The organism is Pseudomonas sp. UBA4617, from assembly GCF_002386445.1.
GTDB lineage: Bacteria > Pseudomonadota > Gammaproteobacteria > Pseudomonadales > Pseudomonadaceae > Aquipseudomonas.
Map to the genome: position 1 here is coordinate 61,196 of NZ_DGIR01000016.1, position 21,331 is coordinate 82,526.

Genomic DNA, 21,331 nt, shown 5'->3' on the forward strand with positions numbered 1-21,331 from the left:
GCCGAGCGATACCGCCAATAACCAGCGCTTCTGGCAAAAACTGGTAGGACCAGCTTCCCGGCTACTCGACCCCAACCGCTGTGACGCGCAGGCTGCAAAGGGTGAGCGATGTGCCAACAACGACAATAACCGTTGCCGAGTGAGCCCATGAACATCCTGTACGACGAACGCGTCGATGGCGCACTGCCCGCCGTGGACCAGGCGGCCCTGCTGCAGGCGCTGCGCGATGCCCTGCCGGACCTCGAGGTGCTGCACCGCGAGGAAGACCTCAAACCCTACGAATGCGATGGCCTTTCCGCCTACCGCACGGTGCCGCTGCTGGTAGTGCTGCCCGAGCGCCTGGAGCAGGTGCAGGCATTGCTCAGGCTCTGCCACCAGCGCGGCGTCCCGGTGGTCGCGCGCGGCGCCGGTACCGGCCTGTCGGGCGGCGCCTTGCCGCTGGCCAAGGGCATCCTGCTGGTGATGGCGCGCTTCAACCGCATCCTCGAGGTCAACCCGCAGGGCCGCTTCGCCCGGGTGCAGCCCGGCGTGCGCAACCTGGCCATCTCCCAGGCCGCGGCACCGCACGGCCTGTACTATGCACCAGACCCGTCCTCGCAAATTGCCTGTTCCATCGGCGGCAACGTTGCCGAAAACGCCGGTGGCGTGCACTGCCTGAAGTACGGCCTGACCGTGCACAACCTGTTGAAGGTCGAGATCCTGACGGTCGAAGGCGAACGCCTGACCTTGGGCAGCGATGCCCTGGACAGCCCCGGTTTCGACCTGCTGGCACTGTTCACCGGCTCCGAAGGCATGCTCGGCATCGTCACCGAAGTCACCGTCAAGCTACTGCCCAAACCCCAGGTGGCGCGGGTGCTGCTGGCCAGTTTCGAGCGCGTCGAGGATGCCGGCCGGGCCGTGGCCGAGATCATCGCCGCCGGGATCATCCCCGGTGGCCTGGAAATGATGGACAACCTGGCGATCCGTGCCGCCGAGGACTTCATCCACGCCGGCTACCCGGTGGACGCGGCAGCCATCCTGCTGTGCGAGCTGGATGGGGTCGAAGCCGACGTGCACGATGATTGCGACAGGGTCGCCGCCGTGCTGGCCCGGGCCGGGGCGTGCGAGGTGCGGCTGGCCAGTGACGAGGCCGAACGTGTGCGCTTCTGGGCCGGGCGCAAGAACGCCTTCCCGGCGGTGGGGCGCATTTCCCCGGACTACTACTGCATGGACGGCACCATCCCGCGCCGCGAGCTGCCGCGGGTGCTCAAGGGCATCAGCGACCTGTCCCGCGAGTATGGCCTGCGCGTGGCCAACGTGTTCCACGCCGGCGACGGCAACATGCATCCGCTGATCCTGTTCGATGCCAACCTGCCCGGTGAACTGCAGCGCGCCGAGGCCATCGGCGGCAAGATCCTCGAGCTGTGCGTGGCCGTCGGCGGCAGCATCACCGGCGAGCATGGTGTCGGGCGCGAGAAGATCAACCAGATGTGCGCGCAGTTCAGCGACGACGAAATCACCCTGTTCCATGCGGTCAAGGCCGCCTTCGACCCGAAGGGCCTGCTCAACCCCGGCAAGAACATCCCCACCCTGCACCGTTGCGCCGAATTCGGCGCGATGCACGTGCACCACGGACAACTGCCCTTCCCCGAGCTGGAGCGCTTCTGATGAGCATGGACCGTGATATGAGCCAGGCCCTGCTGGAGCAGGTCAGCCAGGCATTGAACCAGGCTACGGCGCTGCGTATCCAGGGGGGCAACAGCAAGGCCATGCTCGGCAACCCGGTGGCCGGCGACGTGCTGGACACCCGCAGCCACCGCGGCATCGTCAGCTACGACCCGACCGAGCTGGTGCTCACCGCCCGGGCCGGCACGCCGCTGCACGAAATCGAGGCGGTGCTGCACGAAGCCGGCCAGATGCTGCCCTGCGAGCCGCCACACCTGGGCCCCGAGGCCACCGTGGGGGGCATGGTCGCAGCCGGGCTGTCAGGGCCACGGCGGCCGTGGGCCGGGTCGGTGCGTGACTACGTGCTGGGGACACGGCTGATAACCGGCCATGGCAAGTTGCTGCGCTTCGGTGGCGAGGTGATGAAGAACGTCGCCGGTTACGACGTGTCACGGCTGATGGCGGGCAGCTTCGGTTGCCTGGGGCTGCTGACCGAAGTGTCGCTGAAAGTGCTGCCGCGTCCGCGCCAGTGCCTGAGCCTGCGCCTGCCGATGAGCCGCCACGAAGCGCTGCTGGAACTCGCCGAATGGGGCCAGCAACCGCTGCCGATCAGTGCCGCCTGCCATGACGGCGACGCGCTGTACCTGCGCCTGGAAGGCGGTGAAGGCTCGGTCCAGTCAGCGCGCCAGCGCCTGGGCGGCGAAGCGCTCGACAGCCGCTTCTGGAGCGACCTGCGCGAGCAGCGCCTGGCGTTCTTTGCCGACCCTGCACCGCTATGGCGCCTGTCGGTGCCGCTAGCCACCGGCGAACTGGAGTTGCCCGGCCGGCAACTGCTTGATTGGGGTGGCGCCCAGCGCTGGCTGAAGTCCACCGCAGCAGCACAGGACATCCGCGAACGGGTGGCCAGGGCCGGTGGCCATGCCACCTGTTACGTCCCAGGCGTTACCAACAGCCCACCGCTGCCCACCGCGCTGCTGCATTACCACCGCGCCCTCAAGCAGCAACTCGACCCCCAGGGCATCTTCAACCCTGGCCGCCTGTACCCGGACCTGTGAGCCCAGACCATGCAAACCAACCTTAGCGAAAGCGCCCGGCGCCTGGCCCGCGCCGACGAAGCCGAAAGCATCCTGCGCTCCTGTGTGCATTGTGGTTTCTGCACCGCCACCTGCCCCACCTACCAGTTGCTGGGCGATGAGCTGGACGGCCCACGCGGGCGTATCTACCTGATCAAGCAGGTGCTCGAAGGCGAGCCCGTGAGCGCCAGTACCCAGACACATCTGGACCGCTGCCTGAGCTGCCGCAATTGCGAAACCACCTGCCCTTCCGGGGTGAAGTACCACGACTTGCTGGATATCGGCCGCGCCGTGGTCGACCAGCAGGTACCACGCCCACTCGGCCAGCGCCTGCTACGCCACGGCCTGCGTGCGGTGGTGCCGCGCCCGGCGCTGTTCAAGGCCCTGACCCGCAGCGGCCAGGCGCTGCGCCCACTGCTGCCGGCCACCCTCAGGCACAAGCTGCCGGCTCGCGCTGCCGCCCCCGGCGTGCGTCCGGTAGCCCGTCATGCGCGGCGGGTCCTGCTGCTGGAAGGCTGCGTGCAACCGGCCCTGTCGCCCAACACCAATGCTGCCGCCGCACGCCTGCTGGACCGCCTGGGCATCAGCGTGGAGCCGATCCACCAAGCCGGTTGCTGTGGCGCGGTGGACTACCACCTCGATGCCCAGGCACAAGGCCTGCAACGCGCGCGGCGCAATATCGACGCCTGGTGGCCCGCCATCGAGGCCGGCGCCGAGGCCATCGTGCAAACCGCCAGCGGCTGTGGCGCATTCGTGCGCGATTATGGCCACCTGCTGGAAAACGACCCGCACTACGCTGCCAAGGCCGCACGCGTCAGCGCGCTGTCGCGCGACCTGGTGGAGGTACTGCGCGACGAGCCGGTCGAGCAACTGGGCCTGTGCGCCGAACAGCGCCTGGCCTTCCATTGCCCATGCACCCTGCAACACGCGCTGAAACTGGGCGGTGCCGTGGAAGCCTTGCTCACACGCCTGGGTTTCACCCTTACCGCGGTCGCCGACAGCCACCTGTGCTGCGGCTCGGCCGGCACCTACTCGCTGACCCAGCCTGAGCTGTCGCGGCAACTGCGCGACAACCGCCTCAACGCCCTGGAAAGCGGCAAACCGCAAGTCATCGCCACCGCCAACATCGGCTGCCAGGCCCACCTCGACGGGGCCGGGCGCACGCCGGTGCGGCACTGGATCGAAATCGTCGAAGCAGCCTTGAATCCGGAGAACCACCATGCATAGCAAGCCCGTTATCGGCCAGGCCGAAGTCGCCCGAGTGCTGAGCGCCGCCCGCCAGGAAGCCCTGGCGCAACACTGGGGCGTGACCATCGCCGTGGTCGACGACGGCGGCCACCCGCTGGCCCTGGAACGCCTGGACGGCTGCGCCCCGGCGAGCGCCTACATCGCCGTGGAAAAGGCGCGCAGCGCAGCGCTTGGGCGCAGGGAGACGCGCGATTACGAGGAAATGGTCAATGCAGGCCGCACGGCGTTCGTCACCGCACCACTGCTGACCTGCCTGGAGGGCGGCGTACCGCTGCGGGTGGAGGGCCAGGTGGTAGGCGCCATTGGCGTTTCCGGGGTCAAGCCCGGGCAGGATGCCCAGGTGGCCATGGCCGCAGCTGCAGCCCTCTGAATCCTGTGCACTCACTTTCCGCAGACAGACTATCGAGCCAACAGACATGCCAAACCACCCACTGCACATCGCCCCCACCCTGCAGCGTTTCATCGAAGACGAGGTGCTGCCCGGCACCGGTATCGAGGCCTGCGCCTTCTGGCAAGGCTTCAGCACCCTGGTTCATGACCTCGCCCCGCACAACCGCACCCTGCTCGCCGAACGCGAGCGCCTGCAGGCCGAACTGGACCACTGGCACCGCCAGCACCCCGGCCCGATCAATGACATGGCCGCCTATCAGCAATTCCTGCGCAGCATCGGCTACCTCGTGGAAGCGCCCGCCAGGGTGCAGGTCGGTACCCGCAACGTCGACCGCGAAATTGCCGTGCAGGCCGGCCCGCAGCTGGTGGTACCGCTGAGCAACGCCCGCTATGCCCTGAATGCCGCCAACGCCCGTTGGGGCTCGCTGTACGATGCGCTGTATGGCACCGATGCCATCGCCGAAACCGAGGGTGCCGAACGTGGCCACGGCTACAACCCGGTACGCGGCGCCAAGGTAATTGCCTTTGGCCGCCAGTTCCTCGATGCCAGTGCGCCGCTACAAGGAGCATCACATGGCGATGCCAGGGCCTACACGGTCAACCAGGGCAGGCTGCAAGTCACCTTGGCCGATGGCCGCCAGGTCGGTCTTGAACACCCTGGGCAATGGCGCGGCTACCAAGGTGAGCCGAACAGGCCGAGCGCGATCCTGTTGCAACATCACCAGCTGCATTTCGAAATCCAGATCGACCCCAGCCACGCGATCGGCCAGCAGGACCCGGCCGGGGTCAAGGACATTCTCCTGGAGGCGGCGCTCACCACCATCATCGATTGCGAAGACTCGGTGGCCGCGGTGGATGCCGACGACAAGGTCAACGTGTACCGCAACTGGCTCGGCCTGATGAAGGGCGACCTCAGCGAACGGGTCAGCAAGGGCGGCAAGACCTTTGTTCGCAGCCTGGCGGCAGACCGCGACTACCAAGGCGCGGACGGCCAGCCATTGACCCTGCCGGGCCGCTCGCTGCTGTTCATCCGCAACGTGGGCCACCTGATGACCAACCCGGCCATTCTCGACCGTGACGGCCAGGAGATTCCGGAAGGCATCCTCGATGCCGTGGTCACCAGCCTGATCGGCCTGCACGACCTCAAGCGCCGTGGCAATTCCCGCGAGGGCAGCCTGTACATCGTCAAGCCGAAGATGCACGGGCCAGCCGAAGTGGCCTTCGCCGACCAACTGTTCAGCCGCGTCGAAGCCCTGCTGGGCCTGCCTGCGTACACGCTGAAGATGGGCATCATGGACGAGGAGCGGCGAACCAGCGTCAACCTCAAGGCCTGCATCGCCAACGCCGCGTCACGCGTGGTGTTCATCAACACCGGCTTCCTCGACCGCACCGGCGACGAGATGCACACGGCCATGGAAGCCGGTGCCATGCTGCGCAAGGGCGACATGAAGGGCAGCGCCTGGATCCAGGCCTACGAGCGCAGCAACGTGCTGGTCGGGCTGGCCTGCGGCCTGCGCGGCAAGGCGCAGATCGGCAAGGGCATGTGGGCCATGCCCGACCTGATGGCGGCCATGCTCGAACAGAAAGTCGCCCAGCCCAGGGCTGGCGCCAACACCGCCTGGGTGCCCTCGCCCACTGCCGCGACGCTGCATGCGCTGCATTATCACCAGGTGGATGTGGCTGCCGTGCAGCAAGCGCTGGAACAGGTTGACCCAGATGCCCAGCGGGCCGAGCTGCTGCATGACTTGCTCAGTGTCCCGGTCAGTCCCGATCGCCCCTGGACCGCCAACGAGATCCAGGCCGAGCTCGACAACAACTGCCAGGGGATCCTCGGCTACGTGGTGCGCTGGGTCGAGCAAGGCGTCGGCTGTTCCAAGGTGCCAGATATCCATGACGTGGGCCTGATGGAAGACCGCGCGACCTTGCGGATTTCGGCACAGCACATTGCCAACTGGCTGCACCATGGAGTGGTGGATGCCGAACAGGTCGAGGCGACCTTGCAGCGCATGGCCGCCGTGGTCGACCAGCAGAATGGCGCCGACCCGGCGTACCGGCCGATGGCGGCCGATTTCGCCGCCTCACATGCCTTTCGCGCCGCGCGGGCGCTGGTGTTCGAAGGGCGCAAGCAGCCAAGCGGCTACACCGAGCCATTGCTGCATGGCTGGCGGTTGCGCTTCAAACAGGAGGTTCAGCGCTAGAGCGCGCCGCCCTGGTCAGGAGCAGCTGAAAGCCCGCTGCCACCCTTGCCTCCTTGCCAGTCTGAGCGGGCATCGTCCCGCTCAGAATTTTCCCACGCGGCGCTCGGAAACCCCCTACTTGTTGCCCTTGGCCGTTGAAAACATGATCGGCTCTGGATGACGCAAGGTCGCGATCCAGAGGAGGCTCCGCATGCACCAGTACGCCCGCTCCACCGCCGAATTGCGCAGCAGCCTGCGCGAACTGCTGGCCCATGACATGAGCAACCCCGATGAAGATCCACACCTGTCGGGGGTGATGTTCTTCTGCGCCACGGATGAACGCTCCCGTCAGCTGATCGAGCGTATCGAGTTGCTGGCCAGCGAAGTGTTCTTCGACGCGCACGGGCGGGCCATTGCGCAGCATATGAAGGCGGCAGCAGTGGAAGGCGTGCGCATCAAGCGCACCCGCGCGGCGCCAGCGGATGAAACGGTGATCCGCATAGCCTTGGCGGACAAAGGCTATATCACGGTGAGTACAGCCCGCTTCTGAGCACCCGCATGCCATCCCACCCTGGCGCAACACAAGGCCGTTTCTACCCGCTATCCTGAGCGCACCTCCCACTGCGGACCCGTCCATGGAACTGCATATTCGCCTGCACGGCCGCAAAGGCCTGGCCGACCAGCTCTACCAGCAATTGCGTGCCGGCATCGATAGCGGCCACCTGGCCGCCGGCACCCAACTGCCGCCAAGCCGCCTGCTGGCCGAACAACTCGGCGTGTCACGCAAGACCGTGGCCGAAGCCTACTCCCGCCTGACCTATGACAACCTGTTGAGCGGAGTGGTCGGCCGCGGTACCTTCATCGCCCCGCGTCAGCCGCTGCGCAGCAGTACGTCCAGCACCATCCCGCTGGCCAGCGCCGCTTCGCTGGAACGCTGGCAACAACGCGCCACCGTGCTCGGCCGTCGCCAGCTGGAATCCCCCTCACGCTATGACTTCATCGGTGGGGCCTCGAACAAGGCGCAGTTCCCGTTCGACCAGTGGCGCAGTTGCCTGAACTACGCCCTGCGCCGCAGCCAGCGCCACCCCGAACGGCACTTTCCGGCCCAGGGCCTGCCCGAGCTGCGCGAGGCCATTGCCCATCACATCGCCTACGCCCGGGGTGTGCACTGCAGTGCCGCCGACCTGTTGGTGTGCAACGGCGCCCAGCAGGCACTGGACCTGATCGCCCGGGTTCTGATCGAGCCGGGTTGCCAGGTGGCCATGGAGGACCCCGGCTATCCGCCCGCACGGCAACTGTTCCTGGCGCTGGGTGCGCGCCTGCAGTGCGTGCCGGTGGACGACGAAGGCCTGTGCGTGGAACAGATCGCCGACGGTACCCGGCTGATCTATGTGACGCCGTCGCACCAGTTCCCGCTGGGCATGCCGATGAGCGAGCAACGCCGGCACGCCCTGTTGGCGCGGGCCGCCGAGCTGGGGGCGTTGATCATCGAAGACGATTACGACTGCGAATTTCGCTACCACGGGCCGGCTGCAGATGCGCTGCAGCGCCTCGACCGCCATGGCCTGGTGGCCTACGTGGGAACGTTCTCCAAGACCCTGCTGCCAGAACTGCGCCTGGGTTATGCCGTGCTTCCACCAGCCGTGCTGCAAGCCGCCTGCGTGGCCAAGCACCTCAGTGACTGGCACAGCCCGACCCTGTTGCAGTGGGCGCTGGCGCGCTTTTTGGCCGAAGGCCACCTGAACAGACACATCCGCCGTTGCCATGACATATATAGCGCCCGCCGCGAACGCATCCTGGCGCGCCTGGGCGGTGACCTGGCGCCATGGCTCAGCGCCATCCCCGCCAGTGCCGGCTTCCACCTCAGCGCGCTGGCCAAGCCTGGGGTGGATATCGAACTGCTGGCCAACCTGGCACGCAAGGTGGAGGTCGGCCTTTACTCGCTGGCACCGTTCTTCAGCGAGGCAGCGGTGCGCCCCGGGCTGCTGCTGGGCTTTGGCGCCATCGAACTGCTGGACATCGACCCGGCGCTGGACCGCGTGCGCGATACCTTGCAGCGTCTCAGTTGACCACCGCGGTCTTGACTGCCGGCAGCGGGCGGGTGATGGCAGCGGCATAGCCGCGCGGGTTGAAGCAGACAGTCACCAGCAGCATTGCCAGCACGGTCACGCTCAGCAGCGTCCAGGACGCCTGGAAGTCGCCGCTCACATCACGCAACCAGCCAGTGATGTACGGCACGATGCCGGTGATGATGAAACCGATCCCCTGCACGAACGCCGCCAGGCTGCCCGCCTCGGTCGGGGTCTTGAGATGCTCGAGGGTCAACGTCAGGCTCTGGCTGAAACAGGCGCCCAGGCCAAAGCCGATCGACGCCACCCACAGCGCCGGTGCCAGTGTTGGCGCCAACAGCAGGCCGAGGAAACCCGCCAGCTGGATCGCCAGCGCCAGCCACAGGCCGGGGCGGCGGTCTGGCCAGCGCCGCAACAGCAGCGGCAGGCCCAGTGCACCAGCCACCTGGAACAGGGTCATCAGGCCAACCAGGTCTGCGCCGCCCTGGGCGCTGCCGCCATGCTCGATGTGATAGGCCGGCAACCAGGCGACCATGCTGGTGTAGCCGCCATTGATCAGGCCGAAGTACAGCGCCAGCAACCACGCCCGGCGCGTCCCGAACCAGTGCCCGCGCGCGGCACCGGCTTGCATCGGTACGTGCCGGCGGGGCCGCAGCATGGCCCAGGCAAGCAGTGCCAGCAGCGCAGGGGCGGCCCACAGGCCCAGGCCGACCTGCCAGTGGCCAAAGTAGTCACTGACGTGCGGCCCGAGCACGGCGGCCAGGCCGCCGCCGCTCATCAGCGCCGCCGAATACAGGCCCATCGCTGCGGCCAGGCGCCCGGGGAACCAACGGTTGACCAACCCTGGCATCATGCCCTGTACCAGTGCTACCCCCAGGCCGGCCAGCAGCGCACTGGCGATCAGCGCCCAGGCACTGTCCAGCTGCAGCCGCCACAGGCAGGCCAGGGCGAACGCCGCCAGGCCCGCGAGCATGCCGCGATGTTCGCTGAGCCAGCGCTGCAACCACGGCTGCAGCAGCGGCACCAGGCCCATGCACAGCACCGGCAACGCCGTCAGCAAGGCCGCCTGCTGATAGCCCAGCCCGGTGCTGGCGCGCATGGCTTCGAGCAACGGGCCGATACTGGTCAGGATCGGCCTCAGGTTCAGTGCCAGCAAGATCACCAGCAACAGGTTCAGGGCCGCTCTCATTGCTTGTTGGCCTGCTGCCATTCCAGGTACAGGCCGGCTTCGCCGCTGGGCTTCAGCGCACGCAGCGGCAGGCTCTGCTGTTGCGGCGGGCGGGCCATCTGCGCGTAGACCGCCGCAGTGGACAAGCCGAAGGGTTCGCCCTCGGTGTTGTCGTAGGCAAACCAGGCGCGCTCGATACCACACAGGTGCATGGCCGCCAGGCACATCGGGCATGGGTGGCCGCTGGCGTAGATTTCGGCACCCGCCAGGCGCGCCTGGCCCAGCGCATGGCTGGCTTTGCGGATGGCCTGCATCTCGGCGTGGGCGGTAGGGTCCTGGGTGCTGTGGATCTCGTTGACCGCGCGCGCCAGCACCTGCCCCTGGTACACCAGCACGGCGCCGAAGGGCCGGCCACCGGCGCGGATGTTGGCGCGGGCCAGGTCGAGGGCTTCGCGCATGAAATGTTCTGCGGACATGAATGGCTTCTCCAGTAGCAACTCCCGGTCATTATCCCGGCCCGGACGTCCGGGCAGAAATGAAGAGATTGGATGCCTGTCAGTGGCCAGCCGAATAGCCGATTGGCCTCCTCCTCATGCGCGCGATTGGCTATCGGGGCGGCGCACGGCCGGCGCTACAGTAGCGCCATCCCACCTACCCCCTTGGAGATAGCCATGCACAACCGTATCGAATGGGCCAGGCACGCCCCCGAGGCCTACCAGGCGATGGTCGGCCTGGAACAGGCCCTGGCCAGGAGCGGCCTGGAGCAATCGCTGCTGGAACTGGTGCGCCTGCGGGCTTCGCAAATCAACGGCTGCGCCTACTGCGTCAACCTGCACGCCAACGATGCTCGCAAGGCCGGTGAGACCGAAGCGCGCTTGCAGACCTTGTGCGTCTGGCAGGAAACCGCCTACTTCAGCCCACGCGAGCGTGCTGCGCTGGCCTGGGTCGAGAGCCTGACCCGGCTGCCCGAGCACGGTGCGCCGCAGGCACAGTATGAAGCTTTGCTGGAGCACTTCGAAGCGGCCGAGGTGGCCAACCTGACCCTGGCGATTGCCACCATCAATGCCTGGAACCGCTTTGGCGTCGGGTTTGCCATGGTACCGGCCTGATCAGTGAGCGCAGCCTGTGCCAGCCTCTTCGCGGGCAAGCCAGCGAAGAAGCCGGCACAGGTGACCGCTCAACGCCCGGCCAACCGCGCCCGGTAGCTGCCGGGACTCTGTCCGGTCCACTTCTTGAACGCCCGGTGGAACGCACTGGGCTCCTGGAACCCCGCCTGCTCGGCGATCTCGGCAATGCTCAGCACCCCTTCACGCAGGCGCTCGAAGGCCATTGCCCGGCGCACCTCGTCCTTGATCTGCTGGTAGGAGCGACCTTCCCGCTCCAGCTGGCGGCGGAAGGTGCTGGCACTGACCCCCTGCTGCTGCGCCAGCGCCGCCAGCGTCGGCCATTGCCCATACCGCCGCGCCCGCAAATGCCGGTACACCTCGGCCACCAACCCGTTCTGGTTGCGGAAGCGAATCACCAGCCCCTGTGGTGCGCTGCGCAGGAAAGTTTTCAAGGCCGCCAAATCCTGCACCACCGGCAGGCGCAGGTAGGCGCTATCGAACTCCACTTCGGTACGCCCGCTACCCAGACGCAGGTCCGGCCCCCACAACAACAGGTCGTCCTCTTGCGCCGGGCGCGACATCGCCAGCTCGGTGCGGTCGATGGCGATCCGTCGCCCGGCCAGCCAGCACAGCATGCCGATCATCAGCACCAGGTAGGTTTCCTCGGCATACACCCGGGTCAGCGGGTCGGCAATGTCCGAGTGCACGCTGATCACGGCCCGCCCGCCGCGCACCGTCAGGCTGCCGCGCAAGTCACGCAGGAACAGGCCGAAACCGGCCATGCACTGGCGCAGGGCTTTTTCCAGGTTCGGCTCGAGGATCAAGCCCCGGCAGATCAGTGCGAAACTGCCCTGCGGCATGCCATGGCTGTCGAGGCGGAAGAATTCGTCATCCAGGCGCCGGATCAGCGCCAGCCACAGCTGGGCAAAGGCCTTGGCCGGCACGCGGGCCTGGGGCTGCGCGAGCAGTTGCGGGTCGATGCCCACCGCGCGCAGTTGTGCATCGCGTTCATCGGGGCAGCCGCGCAGGGCGTGGAGCATGGCATTGAGGAAGTACACGGCGACCGAATCGCTATCGCGCATGGCGGTTTTCGCTGTCTATGCTGAGTGGCAAAAAATGCCAGGTTGTCTGAACAGTTCCGGCATAGGCTGCAACAGAGCCTTTGCCTAGACTCGGTCCCACTCCGGGATTGCCGGCCATTCTCGCAGAGCCTGGCCCGGTCCCGCCATGCCTTCGCAATCGGAGCCCCTATGAGCAGCACAGAAATCTATGTCGTCAGTGCCGTCCGTTCAGCCATCGGTGGCTTCGGCGGCTCCCTCAAGGACCTGCCGCTGGCTGACCTAGCCAGCGCCATCACCCGTGCCGCCATCGAGCGTTCGGGTGTGGATGCCGAGCAGATCGGCCATCTGGTGATGGGCACGGTGATCCCCACCGAGCCACGCGATGCCTACCTGGCCCGGGTCGCGGCGATGAACGCCGGCATCCCCAAGGAAACCCCCGCCTTCAACGTCAACCGCCTGTGCGGCTCCGGCCTGCAGGCCATTGTCTCGGCCGCCCAGTGCCTGCTGCTCGGCGACACCGACGTGGCCCTGGCGGCCGGCGCCGAGTCCATGAGCCGTGGCCCGTACCTGCTGCCGCAGGCCCGCTGGGGTGCGCGCATGGGTGACCTGCAAGGCATCGACTACACCGTCGGCGTGCTGCAGGACCCGTTCGAGCACTTCCACATGGGCATCACCGCCGAGAATGTCTCGGCCAGGCACGGCATTACCCGCGAGATGCAGGACGAACTGGCCCTGACCAGCCAGCGGCGTGCCGCCCGCGCCATCGCCGAGGGCCGTTTCGCCAGCCAGATCGTCCCGCTGGAGCTGAAAACCCGCAAGGGCAGCGTGCAGTTCAGTGTCGATGAGCACGTCCGCGGCGAAGTGACCGCCGAACAACTGGCCGGGATGAAGCCGGTATTCAAGAAAGACGGTACCGTCACTGCCGGCAACGCCAGCGGCATCAACGACGGCGCTGGCGGCCTGGTGCTGGCCACGGCTGACGCGGTGCGCCGCCTGGGCCTCAAGCCGCTGGCACGTCTGGTCGGCTACGCCCATGCCGGCGTCGAACCGGAACTGATGGGCCTGGGCCCGATCCCGGCCACCCGCAAGGTACTCGAGAAGACCGGCCTGAAGGTGCAGGACCTGGACGTGATCGAGTCCAACGAAGCGTTTGCCGCCCAGGCCTGCGCCGTGGCCCGCGAACTGGGCTTCGACCCGGAAAAGGTCAACCCCAACGGCTCGGGTATTTCCCTCGGCCACCCGGTCGGCGCCACGGGCGCGATCATCGCCACCAAGGCCATCCATGAGCTGCAGCGCATCCAGGGACGCTACGCCCTGGCCACCATGTGCATCGGCGGTGGCCAAGGCATTGCCGTGGTCTTCGAACGCGTCTGAAGGAGGCTGATACATGAGCATTGAACAGATCGCCGTGATTGGCGCCGGCACCATGGGCAACGGCATTGCCCAGGTGTGCGCGGTAGCCGGCTACCAAGTGTTGCTGGTGGATGTTTCCGACGCGGCGCTGGAGCGCGGCGTGGCCACCCTGAGCAAGAACCTCGAGCGCCAGGTCAGCAAAGGCACCCTCGATGCGGACAAGGCTGCGACGGCGAAAACGCGTATCCGCACCAGCACCGACTACACCCAGCTCAGCGGTACGCAACTGGTGATCGAGGCGGCCAGCGAAAACCTGCAGCTCAAGCAGCGCATCCTGCAGCAAGTGGCGGCCAACGTCGCCGCCGATTGCATCATCGCCACCAACACCTCGTCGCTGTCAGTCACCCAACTGGCCGCCAGCATCGAGCACCCCGAGCGTTTCATCGGCGTGCATTTCTTCAACCCGGTGCCGATGATGGCACTGGTCGAGATCATCCGCGGCCTGCAGACCAGCGACAGCACCTATGCCCAGGCGCTGGTGGTGACCGAGAAGGTCGGCAAGACCCCGATCAGCGCCGGCAACCGCCCGGGCTTCGTGGTCAACCGCATCCTGGTGCCGATGATCAACGAAGCGATCTTCGTGCGTCAGGAAGGCCTGGCCAGCGCCGAGGACATCGACACCGGCATGCGCCTGGGCTGCAACCAGCCGATCGGCCCGCTGGCCCTGGCCGACCTGATCGGCCTGGACACGCTGCTGGCGATCATGGAAGCCTTACATGAAGGCTTCAACGACAGCAAGTACCGCCCTGCCCCGCTGCTCAAGGAAATGGTCGCGGCCGGTTGGCTGGGACGCAAGAGCGGCCGCGGTTTCTTCACCTACTGAGGAGCGCACGCCATGCCCCCGGTCAATGCCGCGATGCGCTGTGCCAATTTCGAGGAGCGACGCGAGCGGGCCATGGCGCTGTTTGCCGAAAAGGGCTTTGGCCAGGTCAGCATGCGCGAGCTGGCGGCTCATGTGGGCCTGACTGCCGGCTCGCTGTACCACCACTTTCCCAGCAAGCAGGACTTGTTGTACGACCTGATCGAGGAGTTGTACGAGGAGTTGCAGGCGACCCTGGATCAAGGCCGCCGGGCCATGGCCCGTGGGGCGTCGGCGTTGAGCTGCCTGATCGCAGCACACTGGCAGTTGCATGCCGAACGACCGTTGCAGTTTCGCCTGGCGGAGCGCGACCTGTGTTGCCTGAGCGACGACCAGCAGGCGCGCCTGGCCTTGTTGCGCAAGCGCTATGAGGCGGGGTTGCTGCGGTTGATCGCACCGCAGGCAAAGCTGCAGGGTGAAGCGCTGGTGGCTACCGCGCATGTGCTGGCGACACTGCTGAACCAGTTGCCGGGGCTGTTGAAGGCGTTGCCTGAGGAACAAGGGCTGGGCTTGATGGAAAGCATGCTGGTAGGCGGGCTGGAGCGGACCCTGCGCTGACCTGTACTGGCCCTGTCACCTGTGCGCGCTGGCTTGCCGGTAACAGGGCCATCAGCTTTACCGCAGCAGGCTCTGGATCTGCTCGTGCAAGGTATCCAGGTCGAACGGTTTGGCCAGGATCGGCGCCTTGCGCGTGATCGGGCTGCCGGATTCAAGAATCTCGGCCGGGTAGCCGCTGATGAAAATCACCTTCAGGTCCGGCCGCAACTTGACCGCCGGTTCGGCAATCTCCACCCCGGATATCCCACCGGGCAGGCGGTAGTCCGTCACCATCAGGTCCAGGTGCGGTTTGCTGGCCAGGATCGCGAACGCCTGCTCGCCATCTTCGGCCACCAGCACGTGGTAGCCCTCGCCTGCCAGGTAATCCTGCAGGATCATGCGAATCGCCGGTTCATCCTCGACGACCAGCACCACATCTTGTGCATCTTCACTCATGTCAACGCCTTGAAATGCTTGCAACAGCCATGTGACCCCAGGCTCATGCAGAGGTTGCTCGCGCCTGGTCGTTTTGTTGTGCGCAGGCCGCCAGCGGCAACTGCAGGGTGAACGTGGCGCCCTTGCCCTCTTCACTCTCGAGCAGGATACGCCCGCCATGGGCCTGGACGATCTGCTCCGATATGTAGAGCCCAAGGCCCAGGCCACCACTGGCCTGCTGGGTAGCCACCCGCTCGAACTGCTGGAAAATGCGCTGCTGGTTGGCCGCGCCAATGCCGATGCCGTAGTCCTGCACCTGCACGCAGGCCAGGCCATCTTCCTCGAACACGCGCACGTGCACCGGTTTGCGCTCACCGTAGCGCAAGGCATTGGACAACAGGTTGGCCAGCACCTGCTCGATGCGAAATTCGTCCCACTCACCGTACAGCGGCTCGCAGCGTTGCAGTTCGATGTGGGTTTCCAGCGCGGTGGCCTGGGCGGCAAAGTTCTCCACCAGGCCACGCACCAGCTGGCCCAGGTCGAACGCCTTGGGCCGTAGCGACAGTTTGCCGGTACGGATGCGCGACACATCGAGCATGTCCTCGACCAGGCGGATCAGGCTGTTGATCTGCCGCTCGTCGCGCTCGACCATGGCCTGGAGCTTGTCGCTGCTGAACGCGGCAAGGTTGCCGCGCGAAAGGTGCAGCTTGCGCAGCTGGGTTTCCAGAATCAGGCCGTTGAGCGGAGTGCGCACCTCATGCGACACGATCGACATGAAGTCATCACGCATGCGCACGGCATGCTCCAGCTCGGCCCGCGCCGTCTGCAACTGCGCGAGCAGCATTTCCTGCTCCTGACGGCTGCGCTCCAGTGCCTGCAGCTGGCGGTCGAGGACCTTGCGCTGGCGGTACAGGTCGACGAACACCGACACCTTGCTCTTGACCGCCAGCGTGTCGAGCGGCTTGTGCAGGAAGTCGACTGCGCCGCTTTCGTAGCCCTTGAAGGCGTAGTTCATCTCGCGCCCGGCGGCGGTGACGAAGACGATGGGGATATTGCGGGTCTTTTCCGTACCGCGCATCAGCTCGGCCAGCTCGAAGCCGTTCATGCCCGGCATTTGCACATCCAGGATGGCCAGGGCGAATTCATGTTCGAGCAACAGCGATAACGCCGCTTCGGCGGATTGGGCCTGATGCACTTCACGGTCTTCGCCCTGGATCAAGGCGCCGAGGGCCAGCAGGTTTTCCGGCAGGTCGTCGACGATCAGCAGTTTGGCGGTGGTGTGGCTTAGCATGCGCTGGGTTCCAGGGCAGCGAGCAACTGCTCGATACCACTCAAAGTAAGGATATGGTCGGGCTGGTGCAGGGCCAGGGCAGCCTCCGGCATCAGCGCAACCTGTGCATCGCGCGGGTCCTGGACGATGGTCCGGCCCCCGCTGTTCTTGATATAGGCAAGCCCTGCGGCACCATCTTCGTTGGCACCGGTGAGCAGCACGCCAAGCAGGCCGGAACCGTAGGCGTCGGCCGCCGACATGAACAGATAGTCGATTGCCGGCCGGGAGAAATGCACCGGCGGCTCCTGGCTGAGCGACAGGCTGAAATCGCGTTCCACCGACAGGTGATAACCCGGCCCGGCCACATAGATCTGCCCAGGCCGCAGCAGCTGCTTGTCGCGCGCCTCGCACACGGGCCGGCGCAAGCGGCGTTGCAGCACCTCGGCCAATTGGCTGTGGCGGTCATCCGGCAGGTGCAGCACACAGACCACCGGCAGGGCAAAACCGGCTGGCAACGCGCCGAGCACCTTGAACAGGGCCGTCACGCCGCCTGCCGAGGCGCCGATCACCACCGCGCGCACGCCGTTCATGATTTACGGTAGATCCGTTCGGGCTTGACCAGCGGCTCGAAGCGCTCGGCGTAGGCGGAAAAATCCACCGACTCCTTGCTGCCCAGCACCAGGAAGCCGCGGTGGCACAGGGACTCGTGGAACAGACCCAGGGCGCGATCTTGCAATACCTTGTCGAAATAGATGAGGACGTTGCGGCACGACACCAGCTGGGTTTCGGAAAAAACGCTGTCGGTGGCCAGGCTATGGTCGGCGAAGGTCACGTTTTCGCGCAGCGAGCTGTCCATGATTGCATTGCCATAGGCCGCTGTGTAGTACTCGGAAAAATCCCGCCGGCCACCAGCCAGGCGGTAGTTTTCCGCGTATTCGCGCATGCTCTGCATCGAATAGATGCCCTGCTTGGCCTTGTCCAGCGAATGCGGGTTGATGTCGGTGGCATAGATGATGGTACGTTCCAGCAGCCCTTCCTCGCGCAGCAGGATGGCCATCGAATAGACCTCCTCGCCAGTGCTGCAGCCAGCAATCCAGACCTTTATCGACGGCCAGGTGCGCAACAGCGGCACCACTTCGTTGCGCACAGCCAGGAAGTGCTCCGGGTCGCGAAACATCTCGCTGACCGGGATCGTCAGGTACTGCAGCAACTGCATGAACATGCCGGGGTCGTGCAGCACACGCTCCTGCAGTGCCGATACCGTCAGGCAATCGAACTGGCGCAGCGCGTGCAGGATCCGGCGCTTGATCGAAGCGCCGGAATAGTTGCGGAAATCGTAGCTGTACTTGAGGTAGATGGCCTCGATCAGCAAGCGGATTTCAATGTCGGTGTTACGTTCGCTAGTCAAATTCGCTCCAGTTGCGGCAGCCAGACCCGGATCAGCGAGAACAGGCGGTCCAGGTCAATCGGTTTGGCCAGGTAATCGTTGGCGCCGGCCTGCAGGCAACGCTGCTGGTCATCCTTCATCGCCTTGGCGGTCACGGCAATGATCGGCAACTTGCGCCAACGCGCTTGCTGGCGGATCAGGCGGGTGGCCTCGAAGCCGTCCATTTCCGGCATCATCACATCCATCAGCACCAGGTCGATATCGTCATGCTGTTCGAGGCGCTCGATCGCCTCTCGCCCGTTGCGACCGATCTCGACGATCGCGCCCTTGTGTTCCAGCGCGCTGGTAAGGGCGAAGATGTTGCGCACGTCATCATCCACCAGCAGCACCTTGCGGCCCTCGAACACCTTGTCGCGGCTGCGCGCGGTCTTGAGCATGCGCTGGCGTTCGTTGGACAACTGCGACTCCACCTTGTGCAAAAACAGCGTCACTTCGTCGAGCAGGCGCTCCGGCGAACGCGCGCCCTTGATGATTATCGAGCGGGAATACTTGAGCAGGTCGGCTTCTTCTTCGCGGGTCAGGTTGCGCCCGGTATACACGATTACCGGCGGGAACGCGCGGATATCCTCGGCGGTCATGCGCTTGAGCAGCTCGTTGCCGAGCATGTCCGGCAGCTTGAGGTCGATGATCATGCAGTCGTAGATGTTCTCGCGCAACAGCGCCAGGGCATCCTGGGCCATGGCCACGGCGGTGATCTCGACATCGTCATCGCCAATCAGGCGGGCAATGCTTTCGCGCTGCAGGTCGTCGTCTTCCACCAGCAGGATGTGCTTGAGCTTTTGGGTCAGCTTGGCCTCCAGGCGGGCGAACACTTCCTTGAGTTCCTCGCGGCTGGTGGGCTTGACCGCGTAGCCGACGGCGCCCATGTGCATGGCCGCCTCGACCCGGTCTTCAACAGAAATGATATGCACCGGGATGTGCCGGGTGCTGGCCTGCTCCTTCAGCCGTTGCAGCACGGTGAGGCCGGAATGGTCGGGCAGGCGCATGTCCAGCAGGATGGCATCGGGAAGGTACTCCTGGGCCAGCTCGAAGCCCTCATCGGCACCCTGCGCGACCAGGCAGCTGTAACCCAGCTCGTGGGCCAGGTCGAACAGGATGCGGGCGAAGTTCGGCTCGTCCTCGATCACCAGGATGCAGCGGTTGCTGAACGGTGCACGTTCGCGATCGTCGGCAAACGCCGGCGCCGGACGCTGCTGTGCCACCGTCACCGGTGGCGTCGGGGCAGCAGGCGGCAAGGCATCGACCGCCGGGCGCAGGGCCAGCGGCTCGGCCGTCTGTGCCTCGCGCTCGTAGCGCTCCGGCAGGATCAGGCTGAACACACTGCCTTTGCCAGGGCTGCTGTCGACGAGGATCTGCCCACCCAGCAAATGCGCCAGGTCGCGGGAAATCGACAGCCCCAGGCCGGTGCCGCCATAACGCCGGTTGCTGGTGCCATCGACCTGATGGAAGGCACCGAAGATCGCCTGCTGCTGGTCAGCGGCAATACCGATGCCGCTATCACGCACGGCAAAGATGATGCCGCTGTCGGGCTGGTAGCCGATGTTCAGGCTGACCTGGCCGCGCTCGGTGAACTTGATCGCGTTGGACAGCAGGTTCTTGAGGATCTGCTCCAGACGCTGGCGGTCGGTGAACAGGGTGGCCGGCACCTGGGCGTCGGTGGTCACCTCGAAGGCCAGGCCCTTGTGCGCGGCCAAAGGTTCGAACATGCCGCGCAGGCCTTCGACCAGGCGCTCCAGCTGGGTGGTTTCTGGGCGCACTTCCAGCTTGCCGGCCTCGACCTTGGCGATGTCGAGGATGTCGTTGATCAGATTGAGCAAGTCGTTGCCGGCCGAGTAGATGGATTCGGCGAACTTGACCTGTTCCTCACTGAGGTTGCCTTCGACGTTCTCGGCCAGCAGCTTGGCCAGGATCAGCGAACTGTTCAACGGTGTGCGCAGCTCGTGGGACATGTTGGCGAGGAACTCGGACTTGTACTTGCTCGACCGTTGCAGCTCTTCGGCACGCGCCTGCAGTTGTTCCTGGGCGTGGAGCAGTTCGTCATTCTTGCGGTCCAGCGCCTCGGTACGCTCGGACAACTGTTCGTTGGTCTGCTCCAGCTCCGCCTGCTGGGTTTCCAGGTGGGCCTGGGACTCCTTGAGCACGCGGGATTGCTCTTCGAGCTCCTCGTTGGCGGTTTTCAGCTCTTCCTGCTGCACCTGAAGCTCTTCGTTCAGTTGCTGGGTTTCGGCCAGCACTTCCTGCAGGCGCTGACGGTAGCGGGCGCTGTCGATGGAGATGCCGATGTTGCCACCGAGCCGTTGCAGCAGTTCTTCGTCACGTGGCTGCAACGGCCGCAGGAAGCCCAGCTCGAGCACGCCGTTGGTCTGCGTGCCTTCACTGGCCGGCACCAGTACAGCGCTGCGCGGCAGGCCCCGGCCCAGACCGGAGCTGAGGTGGAAATAGCCTTCGGGCAAGTTGTCCAGGCGCAGCAGCCGCCCCTCGCGCACCGCCTGGGCGAGCAGGCCTTCGTGGTCGCCCAGTACCTGCTCGCGGGCCTGCTCTTCGGCATCCAGGCCGTAACTGGCCACCCGCACCAGGTGCCCATGTTCGTCACGCACGTACAAGGCCCCGACCACGCTGCCCAGGTAAGCGGCGAAGAAGCGCAGGATGTTGTCACCGAGCATCGGCAGGGTCAGTTGGCCCAGTACCTGCTCGGCGAGCTGCGTCTGACCGGTGCGCAGCCAGGCCTGATGTTCCAGGTGCTCGGTGGCGCGTTGCTGGGCGTGCAGGTTGTCATCGTAGCTGGCCGACAGCGCCAACAGGTCGCGCCGCCCCAGGTAGGCGAGCAAGGCGCTCAGGCCGACAATGAACAGCACGAACGACACCATGACCGTGACCGTGACCGTGCTGACCCGCTCGTTACGGGCCATACGCAACTGCTGCTCGGCGTTGATCAGGGCGTCGAACTCCTTGCGGATTTCATCAGTCAGGCGCTTGCCGCGGCCGCTGCCGATCGATGCGCGGTAATCCCCCTGGCTGCGACGCTGGGCGATGAGTTCGCTGCCGAAGGCGTTCCATGCCTGCTGCAGGGCGACCAAGCGGTCGATGCGCTCGACCTGCTGCGGGTTATCCTCGACCATGCTGCGCAGGCCCTGCAGGCTGCCGAAAATTCGCGGTTTGGCCACCTCGTAGGGGTCGAGAAAACGCTCGTCGCCGGTGATCAGGAAACCGCGCACACCCGTCTCCATGTCGATCGACAGCTTGACCGTCTCGTTGGCGCTGCCGATGACCCGGTCGGTATGCTCGACCCACTGCATGGCCGAAAGCAGGTAGTTGATCATTGCGACGAAGGCCAAGGCCCCCAGCAGGCCCACCCCCAAAGGGAGGCCGATGTTGCGGGTCAACAACTTGCGGAAGCTGCGCTGGTCCATCGAGGCTGCTTGAATCATGTGAAA

The 21,331-nt window shown here is 65.8% G+C and carries 19 protein-coding genes; 11 read left to right on the forward strand and 8 right to left on the reverse strand.

The window, feature by feature from the left end; translation table 11 throughout:
* The first annotated feature begins 147 nt into the window (after positions 1-147).
* The 7 genes from glcD (at position 148) to B4L76_RS06015 (ending at position 8,601) form a co-directional block, all read left to right on the forward strand.
* The gene (gene glcD / locus B4L76_RS05985; RefSeq protein ID WP_296231175.1) at positions 148-1,647 is read left to right on the forward strand and encodes a glycolate oxidase subunit GlcD; all 1,500 of its coding nucleotides are present in this window, start codon (positions 148-150) and stop codon (positions 1,645-1,647) included.
* Complete coding sequence (gene glcE / locus B4L76_RS05990; protein ID WP_296231177.1) at positions 1,647-2,699, forward strand: glycolate oxidase subunit GlcE; 1,053 nt, start codon at positions 1,647-1,649, stop codon at positions 2,697-2,699. Before glcD ends, glcE begins: the two co-directional genes overlap by 1 nt.
* A 9-nt stretch (positions 2,700-2,708) precedes the next feature.
* Entirely contained in the window at positions 2,709-3,944 is a 1,236-nt protein-coding gene (gene glcF, locus B4L76_RS05995; protein WP_296231179.1) for a glycolate oxidase subunit GlcF, read from the forward strand.
* Positions 3,937-4,335 carry a heme-binding protein gene (locus tag B4L76_RS06000; RefSeq protein ID WP_296231181.1) on the forward strand — a complete coding sequence of 133 codons (399 nt, stop codon included), beginning with the start codon at positions 3,937-3,939 and terminating at the stop codon, positions 4,333-4,335. The genes glcF and B4L76_RS06000 overlap by 8 nt, the downstream gene beginning before the upstream one ends.
* A 46-nt stretch (positions 4,336-4,381) precedes the next feature.
* Positions 4,382-6,553: a malate synthase G gene (locus B4L76_RS06005; protein ID WP_296231183.1), complete on the forward strand. Its 2,172-nt coding sequence runs from the start codon at positions 4,382-4,384 to the stop codon at positions 6,551-6,553.
* A 190-nt stretch (positions 6,554-6,743) separates the two neighbouring features.
* Positions 6,744-7,082: a hypothetical protein gene (locus B4L76_RS06010; protein ID WP_296231184.1), complete on the forward strand. Its 339-nt coding sequence runs from the start codon at positions 6,744-6,746 to the stop codon at positions 7,080-7,082.
* Between the two features lie 85 nt (positions 7,083-7,167).
* Positions 7,168-8,601 carry a PLP-dependent aminotransferase family protein gene (locus B4L76_RS06015; protein WP_296231186.1) on the forward strand — a complete coding sequence of 478 codons (1,434 nt, stop codon included), beginning with the start codon at positions 7,168-7,170 and terminating at the stop codon, positions 8,599-8,601.
* On the opposite strand, the gene B4L76_RS06020 is transcribed toward B4L76_RS06015, so the two are convergent.
* On the reverse strand, positions 8,594-9,790 hold the full coding sequence (locus B4L76_RS06020; RefSeq protein WP_296231187.1) for a cyanate transporter: 1,197 nt from the start codon (positions 9,788-9,790) through the stop codon (positions 8,594-8,596). The two genes, B4L76_RS06015 and B4L76_RS06020, sit on opposite strands and share 8 nt — an antisense overlap.
* Complete coding sequence (locus tag B4L76_RS06025; RefSeq protein ID WP_296231189.1) at positions 9,787-10,245, reverse strand: nucleoside deaminase; 459 nt, start codon at positions 10,243-10,245, stop codon at positions 9,787-9,789. Before B4L76_RS06025 ends, B4L76_RS06020 begins: the two co-directional genes overlap by 4 nt.
* 195 nt (positions 10,246-10,440) lie before the next feature.
* Here B4L76_RS06025 and B4L76_RS06030 point away from each other — a divergent pair, with 195 nt between their 5' ends.
* A complete protein-coding gene (locus B4L76_RS06030) occupies positions 10,441-10,878 on the forward strand; it encodes a carboxymuconolactone decarboxylase family protein (RefSeq protein WP_296231190.1) in 438 nt (145 codons plus the stop codon).
* Between the two features lie 68 nt (positions 10,879-10,946).
* On the opposite strand, the gene B4L76_RS06035 is transcribed toward B4L76_RS06030, so the two are convergent.
* Positions 10,947-11,957, reverse strand: a complete 1,011-nt coding sequence (locus B4L76_RS06035; RefSeq protein WP_296231191.1) for an AraC family transcriptional regulator — start codon at positions 11,955-11,957, stop codon at positions 10,947-10,949.
* Positions 11,958-12,125: 168 nt separating this feature from the next.
* On the opposite strand from B4L76_RS06035, the gene B4L76_RS06040 reads away from it, so the two are divergent.
* From B4L76_RS06040 to B4L76_RS06050, 3 genes are read left to right on the forward strand one after another with little or no spacing between them, the layout of a single operon-like run.
* Positions 12,126-13,310 (forward strand): acetyl-CoA C-acyltransferase family protein, encoded by a 1,185-nt coding sequence (locus B4L76_RS06040; RefSeq protein WP_296231192.1) that lies wholly within the window; start codon positions 12,126-12,128, stop codon positions 13,308-13,310.
* Between the two features lie 13 nt (positions 13,311-13,323).
* Positions 13,324-14,172, forward strand: a complete 849-nt coding sequence (locus B4L76_RS06045; protein ID WP_296231193.1) for a 3-hydroxybutyryl-CoA dehydrogenase — start codon at positions 13,324-13,326, stop codon at positions 14,170-14,172.
* A gap of 12 nt (positions 14,173-14,184) precedes the next feature.
* Positions 14,185-14,766 carry a TetR/AcrR family transcriptional regulator gene (locus B4L76_RS06050; protein ID WP_296231194.1) on the forward strand — a complete coding sequence of 194 codons (582 nt, stop codon included), beginning with the start codon at positions 14,185-14,187 and terminating at the stop codon, positions 14,764-14,766.
* 57 nt (positions 14,767-14,823) lie between these two features.
* Here B4L76_RS06050 and B4L76_RS06055 read toward each other — a convergent pair whose 3' ends face one another.
* From B4L76_RS06055 to B4L76_RS06075, 5 genes are read right to left on the reverse strand one after another with little or no spacing between them, the layout of a single operon-like run.
* Entirely contained in the window at positions 14,824-15,201 is a 378-nt protein-coding gene (locus B4L76_RS06055) for a response regulator (RefSeq protein WP_225777371.1), read from the reverse strand.
* 43 nt (positions 15,202-15,244) lie between these two features.
* Positions 15,245-16,471 carry a hybrid sensor histidine kinase/response regulator gene (locus B4L76_RS06060; RefSeq protein ID WP_296231196.1) on the reverse strand — a complete coding sequence of 409 codons (1,227 nt, stop codon included), beginning with the start codon at positions 16,469-16,471 and terminating at the stop codon, positions 15,245-15,247.
* Positions 16,465-17,040, reverse strand: a complete 576-nt coding sequence (locus tag B4L76_RS06065; protein ID WP_296231197.1) for a chemotaxis protein CheB — start codon at positions 17,038-17,040, stop codon at positions 16,465-16,467. Before B4L76_RS06065 ends, B4L76_RS06060 begins: the two co-directional genes overlap by 7 nt.
* The gene (locus tag B4L76_RS06070) at positions 17,037-17,858 is read right to left on the reverse strand and encodes a CheR family methyltransferase (RefSeq protein WP_296231198.1); all 822 of its coding nucleotides are present in this window, start codon (positions 17,856-17,858) and stop codon (positions 17,037-17,039) included. Before B4L76_RS06070 ends, B4L76_RS06065 begins: the two co-directional genes overlap by 4 nt.
* Positions 17,855-21,325 carry a response regulator gene (locus B4L76_RS06075; protein ID WP_296231199.1) on the reverse strand — a complete coding sequence of 1,157 codons (3,471 nt, stop codon included), beginning with the start codon at positions 21,323-21,325 and terminating at the stop codon, positions 17,855-17,857. Before B4L76_RS06075 ends, B4L76_RS06070 begins: the two co-directional genes overlap by 4 nt.
* Between the last annotated feature and the right edge of the window lie 6 nt (positions 21,326-21,331).

Excerpts from the sequence above, each read along its gene's own strand:
- B4L76_RS06050 (WP_296231194.1), top strand. The coding sequence starts at position 14,185 with ATGCCCCCGGTCAATGCCGCGATGCGCTGTGCCAATTTCGAGGAGCGA.
- B4L76_RS06005 (WP_296231183.1), top strand. The coding sequence starts at position 4,382 with ATGCCAAACCACCCACTGCACATCGCCCCCACCCTGCAGCGTTTCATC.
- B4L76_RS06035 (WP_296231191.1), bottom strand. The coding sequence starts at position 11,957 with ATGCGCGATAGCGATTCGGTCGCCGTGTACTTCCTCAATGCCATGCTC.
- glcE (WP_296231177.1), top strand. The coding sequence starts at position 1,647 with ATGAGCATGGACCGTGATATGAGCCAGGCCCTGCTGGAGCAGGTCAGC.
- glcD (WP_296231175.1), top strand. The coding sequence starts at position 148 with ATGAACATCCTGTACGACGAACGCGTCGATGGCGCACTGCCCGCCGTG.
- B4L76_RS06045 (WP_296231193.1), top strand. The coding sequence starts at position 13,324 with ATGAGCATTGAACAGATCGCCGTGATTGGCGCCGGCACCATGGGCAAC.
- B4L76_RS06015 (WP_296231186.1), top strand. The coding sequence starts at position 7,168 with ATGGAACTGCATATTCGCCTGCACGGCCGCAAAGGCCTGGCCGACCAG.
- B4L76_RS06025 (WP_296231189.1), bottom strand. The coding sequence starts at position 10,245 with ATGTCCGCAGAACATTTCATGCGCGAAGCCCTCGACCTGGCCCGCGCC.
- B4L76_RS06040 (WP_296231192.1), top strand. The coding sequence starts at position 12,126 with ATGAGCAGCACAGAAATCTATGTCGTCAGTGCCGTCCGTTCAGCCATC.
- B4L76_RS06055 (WP_225777371.1), bottom strand. The coding sequence starts at position 15,201 with ATGAGTGAAGATGCACAAGATGTGGTGCTGGTCGTCGAGGATGAACCG.
- glcF (WP_296231179.1), top strand. The coding sequence starts at position 2,709 with ATGCAAACCAACCTTAGCGAAAGCGCCCGGCGCCTGGCCCGCGCCGAC.
- B4L76_RS06010 (WP_296231184.1), top strand. The coding sequence starts at position 6,744 with ATGCACCAGTACGCCCGCTCCACCGCCGAATTGCGCAGCAGCCTGCGC.
- B4L76_RS06030 (WP_296231190.1), top strand. The coding sequence starts at position 10,441 with ATGCACAACCGTATCGAATGGGCCAGGCACGCCCCCGAGGCCTACCAG.
- B4L76_RS06000 (WP_296231181.1), top strand. The coding sequence starts at position 3,937 with ATGCATAGCAAGCCCGTTATCGGCCAGGCCGAAGTCGCCCGAGTGCTG.
- B4L76_RS06020 (WP_296231187.1), bottom strand. The coding sequence starts at position 9,790 with ATGAGAGCGGCCCTGAACCTGTTGCTGGTGATCTTGCTGGCACTGAAC.
- B4L76_RS06075 (WP_296231199.1), bottom strand. The coding sequence starts at position 21,325 with ATGATTCAAGCAGCCTCGATGGACCAGCGCAGCTTCCGCAAGTTGTTG.
- B4L76_RS06060 (WP_296231196.1), bottom strand. The coding sequence starts at position 16,471 with ATGCTAAGCCACACCACCGCCAAACTGCTGATCGTCGACGACCTGCCG.
- B4L76_RS06065 (WP_296231197.1), bottom strand. The coding sequence starts at position 17,040 with ATGAACGGCGTGCGCGCGGTGGTGATCGGCGCCTCGGCAGGCGGCGTG.